This window comes from Jiella sonneratiae (assembly GCF_017353515.1).
Taxonomy (GTDB): Bacteria; Pseudomonadota; Alphaproteobacteria; order Rhizobiales; family Rhizobiaceae; genus Jiella; species Jiella sonneratiae.
Genome location: NZ_JAFMPY010000001.1, coordinates 177,112 through 192,270, shown reverse-complemented (window position 1 = coordinate 192,270; position 15,159 = coordinate 177,112). Strand labels below are relative to the sequence as shown.

At 67.0% G+C, this 15,159-nt stretch carries 15 protein-coding genes and 1 tRNA gene; 7 read left to right on the top strand and 9 right to left on the bottom strand.

What is annotated here, in order from left to right; genetic code table 11:
* Positions 1-60 precede the first annotated feature (60 nt).
* From J1C47_RS00825 to J1C47_RS00815, 3 genes are all read left to right on the top strand, one after another.
* Complete coding sequence (locus tag J1C47_RS00825) at positions 61-1,014, top strand: LysR substrate-binding domain-containing protein (protein ID WP_207348815.1); 954 nt, start codon at positions 61-63, stop codon at positions 1,012-1,014.
* A 205-nt stretch (positions 1,015-1,219) separates the two neighbouring features.
* On the top strand, positions 1,220-2,053 hold the full coding sequence (locus J1C47_RS00820) for an HTD2 family dehydratase (protein WP_207348814.1): 834 nt from the start codon (positions 1,220-1,222) through the stop codon (positions 2,051-2,053).
* A 182-nt stretch (positions 2,054-2,235) separates the two neighbouring features.
* Complete coding sequence (locus J1C47_RS00815) at positions 2,236-3,393, top strand: acyl-CoA dehydrogenase family protein (RefSeq protein WP_207348813.1); 1,158 nt, start codon at positions 2,236-2,238, stop codon at positions 3,391-3,393.
* Between the two features lie 123 nt (positions 3,394-3,516).
* On the opposite strand, the gene J1C47_RS00810 is transcribed toward J1C47_RS00815, so the two are convergent.
* The 7 genes from J1C47_RS00810 to J1C47_RS00780 all read right to left on the bottom strand — a co-directional run bounded on the left by J1C47_RS00810 (position 3,517) and on the right by J1C47_RS00780 (position 10,216).
* The gene (locus J1C47_RS00810; RefSeq protein ID WP_207348812.1) at positions 3,517-4,512 is read right to left on the bottom strand and encodes a Gfo/Idh/MocA family protein; all 996 of its coding nucleotides are present in this window, start codon (positions 4,510-4,512) and stop codon (positions 3,517-3,519) included.
* Positions 4,509-5,390 carry a sugar phosphate isomerase/epimerase family protein gene (locus J1C47_RS00805; protein ID WP_207348811.1) on the bottom strand — a complete coding sequence of 294 codons (882 nt, stop codon included), beginning with the start codon at positions 5,388-5,390 and terminating at the stop codon, positions 4,509-4,511. Before J1C47_RS00805 ends, J1C47_RS00810 begins: the two co-directional genes overlap by 4 nt.
* Positions 5,391-5,424: 34 nt before the next feature.
* Positions 5,425-6,258 (bottom strand): carbohydrate ABC transporter permease, encoded by an 834-nt coding sequence (locus J1C47_RS00800; protein WP_207348810.1) that lies wholly within the window; start codon positions 6,256-6,258, stop codon positions 5,425-5,427.
* Positions 6,255-7,169 carry a carbohydrate ABC transporter permease gene (locus tag J1C47_RS00795; RefSeq protein ID WP_342591910.1) on the bottom strand — a complete coding sequence of 305 codons (915 nt, stop codon included), beginning with the start codon at positions 7,167-7,169 and terminating at the stop codon, positions 6,255-6,257. The genes J1C47_RS00800 and J1C47_RS00795 overlap by 4 nt, the downstream gene beginning before the upstream one ends.
* Before the next feature lie 121 nt (positions 7,170-7,290).
* Positions 7,291-8,496, bottom strand: a complete 1,206-nt coding sequence (locus J1C47_RS00790) for an ABC transporter substrate-binding protein (protein ID WP_207348808.1) — start codon at positions 8,494-8,496, stop codon at positions 7,291-7,293.
* Complete coding sequence (locus J1C47_RS00785) at positions 8,496-9,500, bottom strand: alpha/beta hydrolase (protein ID WP_207348807.1); 1,005 nt, start codon at positions 9,498-9,500, stop codon at positions 8,496-8,498. Before J1C47_RS00785 ends, J1C47_RS00790 begins: the two co-directional genes overlap by 1 nt.
* Positions 9,497-10,216 (bottom strand): GntR family transcriptional regulator, encoded by a 720-nt coding sequence (locus J1C47_RS00780; RefSeq protein WP_245396282.1) that lies wholly within the window; start codon positions 10,214-10,216, stop codon positions 9,497-9,499. Before J1C47_RS00780 ends, J1C47_RS00785 begins: the two co-directional genes overlap by 4 nt.
* A gap of 93 nt (positions 10,217-10,309) precedes the next feature.
* On the opposite strand from J1C47_RS00780, the gene J1C47_RS00775 reads away from it, so the two are divergent.
* The 3 genes from J1C47_RS00775 (at position 10,310) to J1C47_RS00765 (ending at position 13,294) form a co-directional block, all read left to right on the top strand.
* Positions 10,310-11,428 carry an ABC transporter ATP-binding protein gene (locus J1C47_RS00775; protein WP_207348806.1) on the top strand — a complete coding sequence of 373 codons (1,119 nt, stop codon included), beginning with the start codon at positions 10,310-10,312 and terminating at the stop codon, positions 11,426-11,428.
* 151 nt (positions 11,429-11,579) lie between these two features.
* The gene (locus tag J1C47_RS00770) at positions 11,580-12,440 is read left to right on the top strand and encodes a HipA family kinase (protein ID WP_207348805.1); all 861 of its coding nucleotides are present in this window, start codon (positions 11,580-11,582) and stop codon (positions 12,438-12,440) included.
* Entirely contained in the window at positions 12,437-13,294 is an 858-nt protein-coding gene (locus J1C47_RS00765; RefSeq protein ID WP_207348804.1) for a DUF3037 domain-containing protein, read from the top strand. Before J1C47_RS00770 ends, J1C47_RS00765 begins: the two co-directional genes overlap by 4 nt.
* Positions 13,295-13,386: 92 nt before the next feature.
* Here J1C47_RS00765 and J1C47_RS00760 read toward each other — a convergent pair.
* A tRNA-Ile gene (locus tag J1C47_RS00760) sits at positions 13,387-13,462 on the bottom strand.
* A gap of 298 nt (positions 13,463-13,760) precedes the next feature.
* Between J1C47_RS00760 and dusA the strand changes: the two genes are divergently transcribed.
* The gene (dusA, locus tag J1C47_RS00755) at positions 13,761-14,786 is read left to right on the top strand and encodes a tRNA dihydrouridine(20/20a) synthase DusA (protein ID WP_207348803.1); all 1,026 of its coding nucleotides are present in this window, start codon (positions 13,761-13,763) and stop codon (positions 14,784-14,786) included.
* A 65-nt stretch (positions 14,787-14,851) separates the two neighbouring features.
* Here dusA and J1C47_RS00750 read toward each other — a convergent pair whose 3' ends face one another.
* A complete protein-coding gene (locus tag J1C47_RS00750) occupies positions 14,852-15,052 on the bottom strand; it encodes a hypothetical protein (RefSeq protein ID WP_207348802.1) in 201 nt (66 codons plus the stop codon).
* Positions 15,053-15,159 lie beyond the last annotated feature (107 nt).

Here is a 15,159-nt window from a genome sequence, read left to right as displayed (position 1 = left end):
GTTCAAATCGGCGTTCCGGCAGGTACCAATAGGCGCTGCCTATCGCTCGGGACGACAGACATGGATTCGCGCCAGCTCGCCTATTTCCGCCGCACCGTCGAGAGCGGTTCGATGAGCGCCGCGGCATCGGTGCTCGGCATCGCCCAGCCGTCGCTGTCGCAGCAGATCCGCAACCTCGAAACCGGCCTCGGCGTCGCGCTTCTGCTGCGCACCGCCCGCGGCGTGGTGCCGACCGAGGCCGGGCAGATCCTCTACGACCACGCCTGCCGGATCGCCGGCCTGCTCGCCGCGGCGGAGGCCGAGGTCCGTGCGGTCGGCTCCGAGCCGACCGGCCGGGTGGAATTCGGCATGCCGGCGTCGGTGTCGATGGCCCTGTCGATCCCGCTGGCCGAGACGATCCGGGTGGAGATGCCGAGCGTGCAGTTCTGCGCGATCGAGGCGATGAGCGGCCACATCAAGGAACTGGTCACCAAGGGCGACATCGATCTCGCGCTTCTCTACGATCAGGAGGCGATCGGCGACTGCACCTCCGATCTCGTTCTCACCGAGGATCTCTGGTTCTATTCGGCGCCGGACGCCTGGCCGCTGCCGACGCCTCCCGGCCAACCGGTGCCGCTCGGCGCGGTGACGCGGCTCGACCTCGTCCTGCCGTCGCGGCGGCACGGCCTGCGCACGCTGATCGACCGGATCACCCGCCAGGAACGGCTTCGGACCCGCATCGTCACCGAGATGGATTCGCTGCAGCAGATCAAGGCGCTCGTCGCGCGCGGCAGTTGCCAGACGATCCTGTCGCAGGCCGCCGTCCACGACCTCGTCGAAATCGGCCGGCTTGCCGGCAGCCCGATCGTCGAGCCGCGGATCCGCCGGCCGGTCTATGTCGTGCGGTCGACCGGACGCCGCGCCACCGCGGCGACGCAGGCAATCGAGGCCTATTGCCGCGAGGTGATCCGCGACCTCGTACGACGGGGCATCTGGCAGGCCGAGTTCCCGTCCGGCCGGGGGGAGTCCGCCTGAAAGCCGCAGGGACGCGCTGTGAGCCGCATAGGCACCAGCTATGGCCGCTCAAGGCCGCGCCGCCTTCGAGCAGCCTCGGCCGCCGCCCTATCTCGCCGGGAGAATCCGTCCGCCCGCGACGACCCCGTGACGACCCCATGACGACGGTCCCATGAGGTGATCGGACGGGCGGACTGCACCGATGTCGAACGAGGCGGACGGCGGAATGGACGCAGCGATCATCAGCGAATGCCAGGCCTATGTCGGGCGGCGACGTGAGGTCACCGACGCCATGGCGCCGGAGGCGGCGAAAAAGCTCGCGCATCTCCTCGGCCGCGAAGCTCCGGCGGCAACCCTGCCGCCGACCTGGCACTGGGCCTATTTCAATCACGGCTACCCCGTCGCCGATGCCGGCGAGGACGGTCACGAACGGCTGGGGCTGTTTCTTCCGCCCGCGCCGTTCAGCCGGCGCATGTGGGCGGCGGGCGACGTCGCCGTCCATCGCCCGTTGCGGCTGGGCGTCGCCGCGACGCGCCGGTCGACGATCACCGACGTCGCCTTCAAGACCGGCCGGACCGGTGACCTCTGCTTCGTCACCGTCCGGCACGCCTTCGAGCAGGAGGGCGGGCCGGCGATCGACGAGATCCAGACCATCGTCTATCGCGACCGGGGACCTGCGGAAAAGCCGCTTCGAGACGAATCGGAGCCGGTGCCCGAGGGCCATTTCGTCCATGGCGACCTCGAACTCTATTTCTATTCGGCGCTGACCCACAACGGCCACCGGATCCACTGGGACCGCGCCTTCTGCCGCGACGTCGAGGGCTATCCCGGCCTCGTCGTCCACGGCCCGCTGATGGCGACGAAGCTCTGCGACGCGATGCTGTCCTCGGCGGTGCAGCCGCACGCCCGGCCCTGCCGCTTCGCCTTCCGGGCGCTCGCCCCGGTCTTCGAGACGACGCCGGTGCGCCTCTGCTTCGAGACCGAGGGTGCGGAGCGCCAGGGCCGCGTCGAACGCTGTGACGGGATTGCCGCGATCGCGGCGACCCTGACACTCGGATGAATGGCGTGGCTCGTCGGGCGCGCAGCGATCGCTGCCTCACGACATGCGAGTTGCCATAGGCCCGGCCTATGGCGAGCATCGGCCGTCCCGGCTGCTGGGACCGCGCCTGCCGCGTTATCGTTGCGCGCGACGATGACGGCGACGTGCGGACGACGAAGAGCCAAGCAGACGAGGAGGCGAGGATGACGGCGATCGACAGCCATGACGAGATCCGCGAGGCGGTGGGCCGCCTGTGCCGGGATTTTCCCGGCAGCTACTGGCGCCGGCTCGACGAGGAACGGGCCTATCCGACCGACTTCGTCCGGGCGCTGACGGAGGCCGGTTTCCTCTCGGCGCTGATCCCGGAAGAGTTCGGCGGCTCGGGCCTGCCTTTGTCGGCGGCCGCCGTCATCCTCGAGGAAATCCATCGCCAGGGCGGCAATGCCGGCGCCTGCCACGCCCAGATGTACACGATGGGCACGCTGCTGAGGCACGGTTCGCCCGCCCAGAAGCGCGCCTATCTCCCGCAGATCGCGGCGGGAACGCTGCGCCTGCAGGCCTTCGGCGTGACGGAGCCGACCAGCGGCACCGATACCGGCGCGCTGCGCACCACCGCCCGGCGCGAAGCGGGCGGCTTCGTCGTCAGCGGCCAGAAGATCTGGATCTCGCGGTCTGAGCATTCCGACCTGATGATCCTGCTCTGTCGCACGACGCCCCTGGAAAAGGTCGCCAAGAAGACCGATGGCCTCTCCGTGCTTCTCGTCGACATGGTGGAGGCGAAGAAGCACGGCCTGTCGATCCGCCCGATCCGCACGATGATGAACCACGCCACGACGGAGCTGTTCTTCGACGAGGTGCCGGTGCCGGCCGAGAACCTGATCGGCGAGGAGGGCAGGGGCTTTCGCTACATCCTCTCCGGCATGAACGCCGAGCGCATCCTGATCGCCGCCGAATGCATCGGCGACGCGAAGTGGTTCATCGACAGGGCCTCGGCCTACGCCTCGCAACGCGTCGTCTTCGGCCGGCCCATCGGCCAGAACCAGGGCATCCAGTTTCCGATCGCCAAAGCCTATGCCCGGATGCGCGCCGCCGAACTGATGCTGCACGAGGCGATCCGCCTCTACGAGGCGGGCGAAAACCCCGGCGCCGAAGCCAACATGGCGAAGATGCTCGCCGCCGAAGCCAGCTGGGAGGCGGCGGAAGCCTGCGTCCAGACCCATGGCGGCTTCGGCTTTGCCGAGGAATACGACATCGAGCGCAAGTTTCGCGAGACGCGGCTCTACCAGGTCGCGCCGATCTCGACCAATCTCATCCTGTCCTATCTCGCCGAGCACGTGCTCGGCATGCCGCGGAGCTACTGACGTGGATCGCCGGGCACCGGCGCAAGAGCGGGATGAAATGAGCTTCGCTCATCCTCCCGCTCCATCTTCCTGGTTTTGCATGATCTTTTCCGAAAGCCGGTTCCCACTTTTCGGGATCATGCTCTACAGACCGAGCAGCCGGCGCATCTCCTCCAGCCGCTCCATGGCGACGACGCCGTCGGCGATCGTCGGCGCCGGCGTCGCCTCGCCCTTCAGCGCCGGGACGACGTCGGAAAGCAGGGCGTGGTAGCCCTTGTAGTCCTCGTTCGCCGCAGCGGTGAAGTTCGGCTTCCAAGTCAGCGTGTCCTCGGCGTCGAGAAGCGTCGCCTCGGGGTCGGCGACCTTGAAGGGCGGGTTGCGGTGCCAGCGGACTTCGACCACGTCCTCGACCTCGATGCGCTGGTGATCGCCCATGATCTCGATCCGCTCGACGGGCGCGCCGCGGCTCTGGGCCGTGCCCATGGCGATGGTGCCGATCGCCCCGCACGAGAAGTTGAAGCCGACATGGAAGAGGATCCTGCCCGGCGTCTTTTCCACCTTGCGCGCGCTCATACCGGTGACCGGCGAGACGAGATGCGAGACGAGGTCCATGTAGTGGACGCAGTGATGCAGCAGGAAGCCGGTGTAGTCGACATTGCCCGCGAAATAGCCGGGCGCCGTCATGTAGTAGCCGGTGAGGCCGAGGACGTCGCCGAAGCGGCCGGAGGCGAGGATGTTCCTGGCGATCCTGTTGCCGACGGAATAGCGCTTCATGAAGCCGACGAGCAGCGGCTTGCCGGATTTTTCCGACGCTGCCCGAAGCTGCCGTGCGCCGGCTGCCGTCCCCGAAGGCGGCTTTTCCATGAAGACGGGCAGGCCGCGTTCGAGCGCCGCAAGCCCGAAGGCGAGATGCTGGTCCGGGCCGACGGCCATGCCGACGGCGTCGAGGCCGGGCGTTCCGATCAGTTCGGCGGCATCGTTCGTGAGCGTTTCGACGCCGAACTGCCGCCCGGCTGAGGCGAGCCGGCCGGCGTCGATGTCGCAGAGCGCGGCGATGCGCACGTCGTGGCGGACGAGCTGCGGCAGCAGCATCTGGGTCGCATGGATGCCGCAGCCGATCCAGCCGATCTTCAAGGTCATCGTCTGTATTCCGTGAGTTCGAGATGGGAGCGGATGAAGGCGGCGCTGGCGGAAAGCCGCGCGTCCTCGTCCTCGTGCGGTGGCCGCCACTGCGCAAAGGGCACGCCGAAGCGGTCGTCGTTGCGGCGGAAGGGTTCGAGGGATACCGGACCCCAATAGCCTACTTCGCGCAACGCCCGAAAAACAGAGACCCAGTCCGTCGCGCCGGTGCCTGGAAAGCCGCGGTGGTTCTCGTTCGCCTGGAAATGGACGAGGCGCGGCCCGCCGAGCCGGATCGCCTCGGCGATGTCGGCCTCTTCCATGTGCATGTGGAAGGTGTCGAGCATCAGGCCGACAAACGGGTGGTCGACCGCCTCCAGAAGCTCCATCGCCTGCTGCGTGGTCTGCAGCACGTCGCTCTCGAAGCGGTTCAGCGGCTCGATCGCCAGCTTGATGTTGAGGCCCTCGGCATGGTCGCCGGCAGCCCTCAGGCCTTCGACACAGCGCTGCTTGCGCGCCAGCCGCTCCTCCTCGGCGACCGGCGCGGGCGGGCGCCCGGCGAAGACCAGCGGATTGCCGGTCAGCGGCCCGCCGACGATGGTCGCGCCGAGTTCGGCCGCGCAGTCGGCGGTGTAGCGCAGATAGTCGATGCCGGCCTGATGGGCGGCGCGATCGTCGGATGAAAGGTTGCGCTGCAGGTTGACGCGGGCGGCGAGGACGACGCCGAGGCCGGCGCCGGCGAGCGCCGACGCCGTCTCCCTCAGGTCGAGTTCGCCGACTTCGGGGACGAGGAGTTCGACGAAGTCGAAGCCCTGACGCTTCATGGCGTCGAAGTGCCGGAAGTGCTCGGCCGTGAAGGGCCGGGCATACTGCATCGAGATCAGACCGATCGGATTCATTCGCATTGTCCGCTGGAGAAGGAGAGACGCGCCGTCATCCCTTGACGGCGCCCTGGGTCAGGCCGCCGACGAGGCGCCGCTGGACGAGGAGGAAAAGGATGGTGACGGGCAGGGCGCCGACGACACCGCCGGCGGCGAGGAGGCCCCATTCGATCTGGTACTCGCCGATCAGCGTCTGGATCGCGACGGTGACGGTGCGCACGTGCCGGCCGCCGAGGGTCAGGGCGTAGAGATATTCGTTCCACGAGGTGATGAAGATGTAGATGCCGGTCGAGATGATGCCGGGCAGTGCCAGCGGCAGCACGACGCGCCTCAGCGCCGAAAGCCGCGAGCAGCCGTCGATCATCGCCGCCTCGTCGAGGCTCTTCGGGATGGCCCCGACATAGCTCGTCAGCATCCAGACCGCGAAGGGAATGGCGACGGTGGCGTTGGCGATGATCAGCGCGAGATGGGTGTCGAGGAGGCCGAGGCGCCGCATCAGCGTGAACAGCGGCAGGATCAGGAGCACCACCGGGAACATGTTGACCAGGAGGAATTGCAGCATCAGGACGCGGCGCCCGAAGAAGCGGAAGCGCGAAAAGGCGTAGGCGGCGGTAACCGACACGACGAGGCCGAGCGCGACCGTGCCGAGCGCGACGATCAGGCTGTGGCCCATATTGCCGAGAAAGTCGGTATGGGCGAGGAGCCGCACGTAGTTGTCGGGCGCCCATCCCGCTGGGGAGAAGGAGACGCCCCTCGCGACGATCGCATCGGAGGGCGTCAGCGACGTCAGGATCATCCAGGCGAACGGCCCGATGGCGAGGAGGACGACAAGCGCGACCGGGATGTGGGTGGTCGCGAGCCGCTTCAAGAAGCCGTCGCGTCTCATCGTTCGACCTCCCGCATGGTCCTCGCGATACACACCGCGACGATCGCCCCGAGGATCACCGTGAAGGTGACGGCGATCGCCGAGCCGTAGCCGAAGTCGAGATTCTGCCGCGCCTTGACGAAGGCGAAGAGCGGCAGGGTGTAGGTGGAATAGCCGGGGCCGCCACCGGTCATGACGAAGATCACGTCGATCGAATTGGCCACCCAGATGGTGCGCAGCAGCCCCGCCGTCGCCAGGATCGGCGCGATGCCGGGCAGGGTGATGTGGCGGAACTGCCGCCAGGCGCTGGCGCCGTCGATCGCCGCCGCCTCGTACTGGCTCTTCGGAATGCCCTGCAGGCCGGCGAGGATCATCACCGCGAAGAACGGAAAGCCCTGCCAGGTCAGCGTCGCGATGACGGCATAGAGCGCGACGTCGGGATCGGCGAGCCAGGGGATCGAGGCGCGGACGATGTCGAGGCGCAGCAGGAGATCATTGAGGATGCCGATGTTCGGATCGTAGATCCAGCGCCACATCAGGGCGATGACGACGCTCGGCAGCGCCCAGGGAATGATCACCAGCGCCCGGGCGAGGCCGCGCCAGGCGAATTCGCGGTTCAGGAGCAGCGCTGCGACGAGGCCGAGGCCCATCTGCAGCGGCACGGTGAGGCCGATCCACAGCGCCGTCTGCCACAGCGACGTCCAGAACACCGGATCGTCGAAGAGGGTGGCGAAGTTGCCGAAGCCGACGAACTTCGCCGCGTTCGGCCGGAACAGGACGTAGTCGTAGAAGCTCGTCACCAGCGCCTCGACCATCGGCGCGAAGACGATGACGAGGACGACGACGACGGCCGGCGTCAGCAGCGCATAGGGCAGGAGGCCGCTGCGCCGGAAGCGTCGTCGCCGGCGAGGGCGCGGCGCCTCGAGCGCCATGACGTCGTCGATGCTGGACATGACGGGTCCCGTGATGTGCCGGACGGAGGGGACAGGGCCCGTCCCGGGCCCCGCCGGATCGCGGCCGGGAGCGCGGCTGGCGCCCCCGGGCCGGCGTGCGTCACTCGGTGAAGAGGCCCTGGAGCTTCTCCATCATCGCCTCGGGCGTGATCTGGCCGGTCAGCGCCTGCTGCATGGCCGTCTGCCACTCGGTGTTGACGAAGTCCGAGGTCGCGGAGGTCTGCGGCAGGACATGGGCGAAGGGCAGGGAATCGACCGTCGCCGTCACGAAGCGCTTGGGATGGCCGTCATAGGTCTTGGAGCCGGTCTTCGTCACCGGCATCTGTCCGGTCGCCTTGACGAAGGCGACGTTGTTCTCCGGCTCGGCGAGGAAGGAGATCCATTTCCAGGCCGCGTCCTTGTTTTCGGAGGCCGAGAAGATCGCCAGCGACTCGTCGCCGTAGGACGTCCAGGCATTGCCGTCGCATTTCGGCACCGGCACCGCCGAGACCTTGTCGCCGAGCGCCGCGACGAGGTCGTTGGACGAACCGATGTGGTGGATGGTCATCGCCGTCTTGCCGGACTTGAAGGCCCCGATGATCTCCTGGAAGCCGTCGTTCGGCGCCGAGGGCGGGATCGACTTGTCCTTCTGGAACATGTCGACCAGCCACTGGTTGGCCTTGATCGCCTCCGGCGTCGTCAGCCCGCCGGGTTCGAGCTTGGCGCCGCGCGACAGGACGAAGCTGCCCCACTGGTCCCAGCCGCCCTTGCCGCCGCGAAAGCCGAAGCCGTAGCGGTCGGGCGCCTTGGTGAGCTTCTTGGCGTCCTCGCGGAATTCGTCGCACGTCTTGGGCGGCTCGAGGCCGGCCTCCTTGAAGAGGTCCGCCCGGTAGTAGAGGTAGAGGACGACGTACTGGATCGGCAGATAATACTGCTTGCCCTCCGGCCCGGCATTCAGTTCGAGCAGGTTGTCGAGGAGTTCCTTCTTGCCGTCCCAGGCGTCGATGCGGTCGCCGATCGGCTCGAGCGCGCCCATTTCGACGAGGCGCGGCTGGGCGAACAGCTTGACCATCGCCGCGTCCGGGGCGTTGCCGCCGATGATCGCGGTGTAGAGATTGTCGTAATAGCTGTTCCAGGGAACGTTGTCGGCCTCGACCGTGATGTCCGGATTCTGCTTCTCGAACTTTTCGACGAGCCCCGACATGGGATTTTCCGGATTGTCGAAGTGGTACCAGAAGCGGACGGTCTCGGCCTCGGCCCGGCCGAGGCCCAGGCCGGCGACGAGGGCCACGGCGGCCGTGGCGAGTTTCAGTCTCAGTCTCGACATCAATCTTCCTCCCTGTTGTCGATCGATCGGCTGTGGTCGCGCAAGAACCTTCCGGCGCGCGCGAGCACCTCGCATGCCGCCGGCAGGTCGTGCGTCATCTGCAGGAAACCGTGGACGACGCCCGGCACGACCGTCGCCCGCTCGTCCCGCCCCGCCTCGGCGAGCCGCGCCTGAAGGGCCAGCGTGTCGCCGAGCAGCGGGTCGACGCCGGCGGCAACGAGGTGGAGCGGTGGCAGGGCGGCAAGCTCTTTGTCCGTCGCAAAGACCGGGCAGGCGAGAGCATCGCCGCGCATGTCGCGGCCCCCGACATAGAAGCGCCAGTAGCGCTGCATCTTCGCCCGCGTCAGTCCCGGACCTTCGGCAAAGAAGCGGAAGGAGGGGTTTTCGAAGTCGGCGTCGTAATTGCCGTAAAAGAGGAGAGCGCCCGCTGCCTCGACCGGCCGGCCGGCGCGCATCTCGTGGACGAGCGAGGCGAGGGCGAGATTGGCCCCGGCGGAATCGCCTGCAAGGAACAGCGGCGCGGGCGCGAGCCCGTCCCTGCGAGCCAGCGCCGGCAGGGCGCGCAGCGTCGCCACGACGTCGGTGAGTCCGGCGGGATAGGGATGTTCGGGCGCGAGGCGGTAGTCCGGAAGGAGCACGGCGAGGCCCGCCTCAGAGGCGATGACCCGCGCGCAGCGCTCGTGCGTCTCCGGACTGCAGAACGAAAACCCGCCGCCATGGACGAAGACGACGAGCCCCCGGCGCGCGCCGGGCGGCACGTGCAGCCGGCAACGGATCGCCGGCGTGCCGAGGCCCGGATCCGCCGGCACGGTCAGATCCCTCGACGCCGCCATCTCCGGCAGGTCGACGTTCCAGCGGCGGTTGCCGGCGGCGGCGAGGGCGCGCCCCTCCTTGGCCGGCAGCGTCGTCGGGTCAAGCTGCGGCCCCTCCTCGCGCGCCACCCGCTGCATCAGCGCGGCCATGTCCGGCGACAGCTCGGCCGAAAAGTCGGATGCCCCCCTCATTCCGGCGATCCCGGGAAAACGGTGGGGCCGAAGTCGACGATCGTTGCGATATGATGGAACAGGGCGGACCGCGCGGCCGCCGTGTCGCCGGCCCGGATCGCCGCGACGATCGGCTCGTGCCGGCGCGCCGTCTGGACGAGATCGCGCGGGCCTTCGGAGCGCGAGATCTTGTAGCGGTGATTGTGGACGAGGCAGCGGCGCAGGATCGGCTCGAGCGCCGCCAGCCGCGCTTCGAGGAAAAGACGCTGGTGGAAGTCGCGGTCGATCGAGGCGAGTTCGAGCTCGTCCTCGGCCTTCGCCGCGGCGATCATCGCCGCGACCATCTCCTCGAGATCTGCGACCAGCGCCGCGCCCGGCCGCTGCATGGTCCGCGCGATGGCGCGGCACTCGATCGACTGGCGGATGCGGAACAGCTCGACCGCCTCGTCCTCGGTGCATTCGGAGACCTTCGTGCCGCGATAGCCGTGGCGCAGCACCAGCCCTTCGTCCTGCAGCTGCAGCAGTGCCTCGCGGATCGTCCCCTGGCTGCAGGCGAAGCGTTCGGCGAGTTCGAGCTCGACGAGGCTCTGGCCGGGGGCGAGGGTGCCGAGCATGATGTCGCGCTTCAGCGCCGCGAAGGCCGCCGTCGACTTGCCCGAGGCCGCCCGCCGCGCGGGACGGCGCAGCGTCGTCGGACCTGTCGGTGGTGTTGCGGGACGGGCAGCGGCTGTCGGCAAGGATCACGACCTTCTTGCAATCGATATCGTTATCATTATTGATAATGGTGGAAGCGTCAAGCCGGCGCTGCGGGAGGAAAGCGGGAGGAGCCGATGGCGGCCATCGAATTGCGCGACATTCGCAAGGACTACGGCAACGTCACCGTGATCCGCTCGATCTCGCTCTTTATCGAATCCGGCGAGTTCGTCGTTCTCGTCGGCCCGTCCGGCTGCGGCAAGTCCACGCTGCTGCGGATGCTGGCGGGGCTGGAGGAGATCAGCGACGGCGAGGTGCTGATCGGCGACCGGCCGGTCGGGCACCTGCCGCCGGCCGAGCGCAACGTCGCGATGGTGTTCCAGGACTACGCGCTCTATCCGCATATGAGCGTTGCCGAGAACATGGGCTTCGGGCTGAAGATGCGCAACGCCGCGCAGCGCGAGATCGACGCCCGCGTCGGCGAGGCGGCATCGGTACTGAAGCTCGAACCCTATCTCGACAGGCGGCCGGGCCAGTTGTCGGGCGGCCAGCGCCAGCGCGTCGCCATGGGCCGGGCGATCGTCCGCAATCCAGACGCCTTCCTCTTCGACGAGCCCTTGTCGAATCTCGACGCGGCGCTGCGCGTCGAGATGCGGCTGGAGATCGCCAAGCTGCACCGGCGGATCGGGGCGACGACCGTCTACGTCACGCACGACCAGGTGGAGGCGATGACGCTGGCCGACCGGATCGTGGTGATGAACGGCGGCAATGTCGAACAGGTCGGCGCGCCGCTGGAACTCTATCATTCCCCCGCGACGCTGTTCGTCGCCCGCTTCATCGGCAGCCCGACGATGAACGTCGTCGACTGCGACGTCGTCGAAAGAAGCGCCGGTTGCCTTAATCTGGCGCTGCCGGCGGGCCGGGTGACGGTCGCGGTCGATGAGGCGGCGGGGCCTGGCGACCGGGTCTCCTTCGGCGTCCGGCCCGAGGATCTGACCGCCTGCGCGGCGGAGGAATCGTGGTTTTCCGGCACGCTCGGCGTCGTCGAGCGTCTCGGCGGCCAGACCTTCGGCTATCTCGACATCGGCGACGACAGGACGATCACGATCGAACTGCCGCGCGACAGCCGCGCCAAGGTCGGCGACCGGCTGGCGGTGAAGGGCAGCCCGGCGCATGTCCACCTCTTCGACCCCGAGACCGGCACGCGGCTGGCATCACAACGGCCGGACCAGCCGGCCTCGATGCGGGTCGCCTGACGCTTCGGTGGGGCGCTTGGCGCCTGGCGCATGTTGTTTGAGAATAGACTTTGCGAACGCCGAAATTGGATGGTATTGTCACCAATATCGCGGAGACTCATTAGATCGCCAGAGAATTTGTGTGGGAACGAGTTGAACCAGACTGGCCGCTTTGACATTCGATCTCGCAAAGGGCGATTACCATCCTGCTTCAAGAAATCTTCCGCAGAAAGATGACCGCTGCATGATTTCCCGCGCCATCCTGACGCGGATTGACAGGGTTGCTATTCAGGGACGTACGGGCCCGATTCTGTCAGCATGCGAAACAGATAGCAGCGAAGAGGTCGAAGTCTTCGTCAAACTCTCGGCAGGGTGCGAACAGAATGTGGTGAACCTCGCGCGGGAAGCGGTTGCCGCCTGCCTAGCGGCCGATTTGGGGCTTCCGGTGCCCAAGCCTTGGCTGGTGGAAATTCCGCGCGAGATCATACCAGTCGTTAGCGACGCGCAGGTGGCCGACAAGCTACGTCGTAGTTGCAAGGTAGCATTCGGTTCGACCCGTTCAACAGGTTTTTCTGTCTGGAGCAGCGGACAGCGCCTGTCTGACCTCATGAAGCCGTTAGCCGTTGGCATTCTGCTGTTCGACGCCATCATCCAGAACCTGGATAGACGGACAGAAAACCCCAACTGCCTTGTCAGGGGCACCGATCTACGGATCATTGACCACGAACTTGCCTTTGCGCATCGGCTCATCCTGTTCTGGCGAGCGCCTTGGGTCTTGGGCGGCATGGCTGAATTTGAAACGCCCGGAAGGCATATTTTCGTTCATGAATTGAAGGGCAAGCCGTTCGATTTCAGCGAGATCAAAGCGCGATGGACAGCCTTGTCGGATGCGCGCCTGCAAGAGTATGAAGCTGCAATCCCACCGGAGTGGGCCGCAGCCCGCGCCGACATCGATGCTGCGCTGAAATTGATCGCGGAGGCCAGAGACAACATTGATGCGTGTGTCGAGGAACTGGGGAGGATACTGACATGACCGCGAAGGAGCCGTACAGCTATGTCGTTCTTCGCTATATTCACGATGTTCTGACAGGCGAGTTTGTGAATGTCGGTCTGGTCATGGTGGTTCCCGATCGTTCCGTCATCCTGACGAAATCTCGGAAGACCTTCGGCCGCATCAAGAGCGTTTTCCCGGACTTGGACAGCGACGCTTACAAGGGCGCTATCGATGCCATCGACCGAGGGATGAAAAGCGTCCAGCGAAGCGTGAAGAATGAGGGTCTTTTTAAAGACAGAAAGACCGCGAGCGACTACGCGCGGATTGCGTTGCCTCTTGACGATAGTTCATTGCAATGGTCCCAAGTCGGCGCCGGCCTGACGGATGACCCGCAGCAGACATTCGATCAACTGTATCAGCGATTTGTGTCTAAATACGACCGCGCATCGGATCGCCGACGAAGCGATGACGATGTATGGCGTCCCGTCGTGGCGAAGCTCAAGGAGCACGGCGTAGACCTTGAACTTGAACCTAAGCGCATCCAAGGTAAAACTGACGCTGTAGAATTCCGCCACGCCTGGAAGAACGGGCGATGGCACGTCTACGAGCCCCTATCCTTCGACTTGTCCGACGCGGACAATATCAAGGATAAGGCGCGCCGGTGGCTGGGGCATCTCTCAGCGGTGAAAGTCGGCACGACCGAAGATGTCCAGGTGCATTTCATTGTCGGCGGGCCATTGAACTCTTCACTAATGCCCGCCTACCATAATGCCGTCGAGATCCTTCGTCAGGTGCCTTTCGACAACAGGGTTTTTGATGAAGGTCAGATCGAGGATTTCGTGAATCAAATCGAGGACGACGTCCGACATCATGAAGGGCTCGCCCGGTTGTAATGGGCCCGCTCTTTAGCGTGATCAAATCCGCTAGCGATTCGTTTCGATACTCGTTGCCAAGGCGACCGGCCCGCTATGTCGAAATGGGCGGGTGGTAGGCCCGGAGGGACTCGAACCCCCAACCAAGCGGTTATGAGCCGCCGGCTCTAACCATTGAGCTACAGGCCCGCCGACGGCCGAACCGCCGCGCCGACGCGTCGGAGGCGGGCGGCAAGGCTTGAACTGTCGACGCGGAACCTCTAGCCGTTTTGCGACGAAAGCACCAGAGGAATGCGCCGTCGCCGCAGGCGCGGCCTCACGGCCTGGGGATGCCGCAATTTTCGCCCGTGGACCGCCGTCGTCGGCCCCCGCGCCGCCCGGCATCGCGGTGCTACGGCTCCGAGAGCACGGGCCAGCGACTGGACGAAGGATGGTTTTGACCGAAGGCGGGGGGACCCGCGCGCCAAAAATCGCGACTGCGCCGACGATGGCGGTTGGCGCCCGCGACGCTGCCGGCTTTGCCGCGGCGTCGCGTTTTGCCGTTGCGCCGATGATCGACTGGACGGACCGCCACTGCCGGTTCTTCCACCGCCAGCTGACGCGGCGGGCGAAGCTCTACACCGAGATGATCGTCGACGAGGCGGTGCTCCACGGCGATGCCGAGCGGCTTCTCGGCTTCGATGCGGCGGAGCACCCCGTCGCGCTGCAGCTCGGCGGCTCGGATCCCGACAAGCTCCACCGGGCGGTGCAGATCGCGCGCGGCTTCGGCTACGACGAGATCGACCTCAATGTCGGCTGCCCGTCCGACCGCGTCCAGTCCGGCACCTTCGGCGCCTGCCTGATGCGCGATCCCGCCCTGGTGGGCGCCTGCCTTGCCGCGATGGTCGAGGCCGCGGGGCCGGTGCCGGTGACGGTGAAATGCCGGCTCGGCGTCGACGAGCAGGACGTCGAGACGGCGCTCGACCGCCTCGCCGACGCCGCGGTGGCGGCCGGCGTCGCGGGGATCTGGGTGCATGCCCGCAAGGCCTGGCTCAAGGGGCTCAGTCCGCGGGAGAACCGCGAGATCCCGCCGCTCGACTACGGCCGCGTGCGGCGGCTGAAGGCGCGCCTCGGCCCCGTCTTCGTCGGACTGAACGGCGGTCTGAAGACGCTCGCACTGGCCGCCGCCGAAGCCACAGGTCTCGACGCGGTCATGCTCGGCCGTGCCGCCTATCAGACGCCCGACATCCTGACCGGCGTCGACGCGGCCTTCTACGGCGACGCGCCGCATGACGGCTTCGACCACGACGCGCTGATCGACACGATGGTCGCCTATGCCGCCCGGCACGTCGCTGCGGGCGGCCGGCTCGGCCACGTCACCCGGCACATGACCGGGCTTTTCGCCGGACGGCCCGGCGTGCGGCGCTGGCGGCAGATCCTGTCGGAGGGCGCGAATCGCCCGGGCGCCTCGCCGGATCTCATCCGCGAGGCCTATCGCGCGGTCACGAGCGAGGCGGCGCAGCGCGCCGCCTGAGGCCGGCCCAGCAAGGACATTTCATCAAAAGGTGCTCGGCGGGTGGAGCGTCGCCGGCCGGGGCTTCAGTCCGCCGCCTCGACGCCGCCGCCCTCGGCTGCGACGATCATCGGCAGCGGCGGGATCAGGTTGGTCGACTTCTGGCCGGCGAGGATCTCGACTGCGCGGCGCGTGCCGCTCATCGATTCGCCGTGAAAGCCGCCGAGCTGGGCGAGGAGGAAGACCAGGAGAAACGAACGATGCAGGCCGGCGCGGTGAGTGGACATCTGCGTTCCTCCCCGTCTTCGCCGGGGCCGATGGGCGCCGATCTCTTGCGAAGACGTCGGAGGAGTGGAAGCCCGAGAGCGATGCCGGCGCAGTGACGCGAGGCACA

Excerpts from the sequence above, each read along its gene's own strand:
- J1C47_RS00765 (WP_207348804.1), top strand. The coding sequence starts at position 12,437 with ATGACCGCGAAGGAGCCGTACAGCTATGTCGTTCTTCGCTATATTCAC.
- J1C47_RS00800 (WP_207348810.1), bottom strand. The coding sequence starts at position 6,258 with ATGAGACGCGACGGCTTCTTGAAGCGGCTCGCGACCACCCACATCCCG.
- J1C47_RS00825 (WP_207348815.1), top strand. The coding sequence starts at position 61 with ATGGATTCGCGCCAGCTCGCCTATTTCCGCCGCACCGTCGAGAGCGGT.
- J1C47_RS00810 (WP_207348812.1), bottom strand. The coding sequence starts at position 4,512 with ATGACCTTGAAGATCGGCTGGATCGGCTGCGGCATCCATGCGACCCAG.
- J1C47_RS00790 (WP_207348808.1), bottom strand. The coding sequence starts at position 8,496 with ATGTCGAGACTGAGACTGAAACTCGCCACGGCCGCCGTGGCCCTCGTC.
- J1C47_RS00775 (WP_207348806.1), top strand. The coding sequence starts at position 10,310 with ATGGCGGCCATCGAATTGCGCGACATTCGCAAGGACTACGGCAACGTC.
- J1C47_RS00785 (WP_207348807.1), bottom strand. The coding sequence starts at position 9,500 with ATGAGGGGGGCATCCGACTTTTCGGCCGAGCTGTCGCCGGACATGGCC.
- J1C47_RS00750 (WP_207348802.1), bottom strand. The coding sequence starts at position 15,052 with ATGTCCACTCACCGCGCCGGCCTGCATCGTTCGTTTCTCCTGGTCTTC.
- J1C47_RS00795 (WP_342591910.1), bottom strand. The coding sequence starts at position 7,169 with ATGGCGCTCGAGGCGCCGCGCCCTCGCCGGCGACGACGCTTCCGGCGC.
- J1C47_RS00805 (WP_207348811.1), bottom strand. The coding sequence starts at position 5,390 with ATGAATCCGATCGGTCTGATCTCGATGCAGTATGCCCGGCCCTTCACG.
- J1C47_RS00815 (WP_207348813.1), top strand. The coding sequence starts at position 2,236 with ATGACGGCGATCGACAGCCATGACGAGATCCGCGAGGCGGTGGGCCGC.
- J1C47_RS00820 (WP_207348814.1), top strand. The coding sequence starts at position 1,220 with ATGGACGCAGCGATCATCAGCGAATGCCAGGCCTATGTCGGGCGGCGA.
- dusA (WP_207348803.1), top strand. The coding sequence starts at position 13,761 with ATGGCGGTTGGCGCCCGCGACGCTGCCGGCTTTGCCGCGGCGTCGCGT.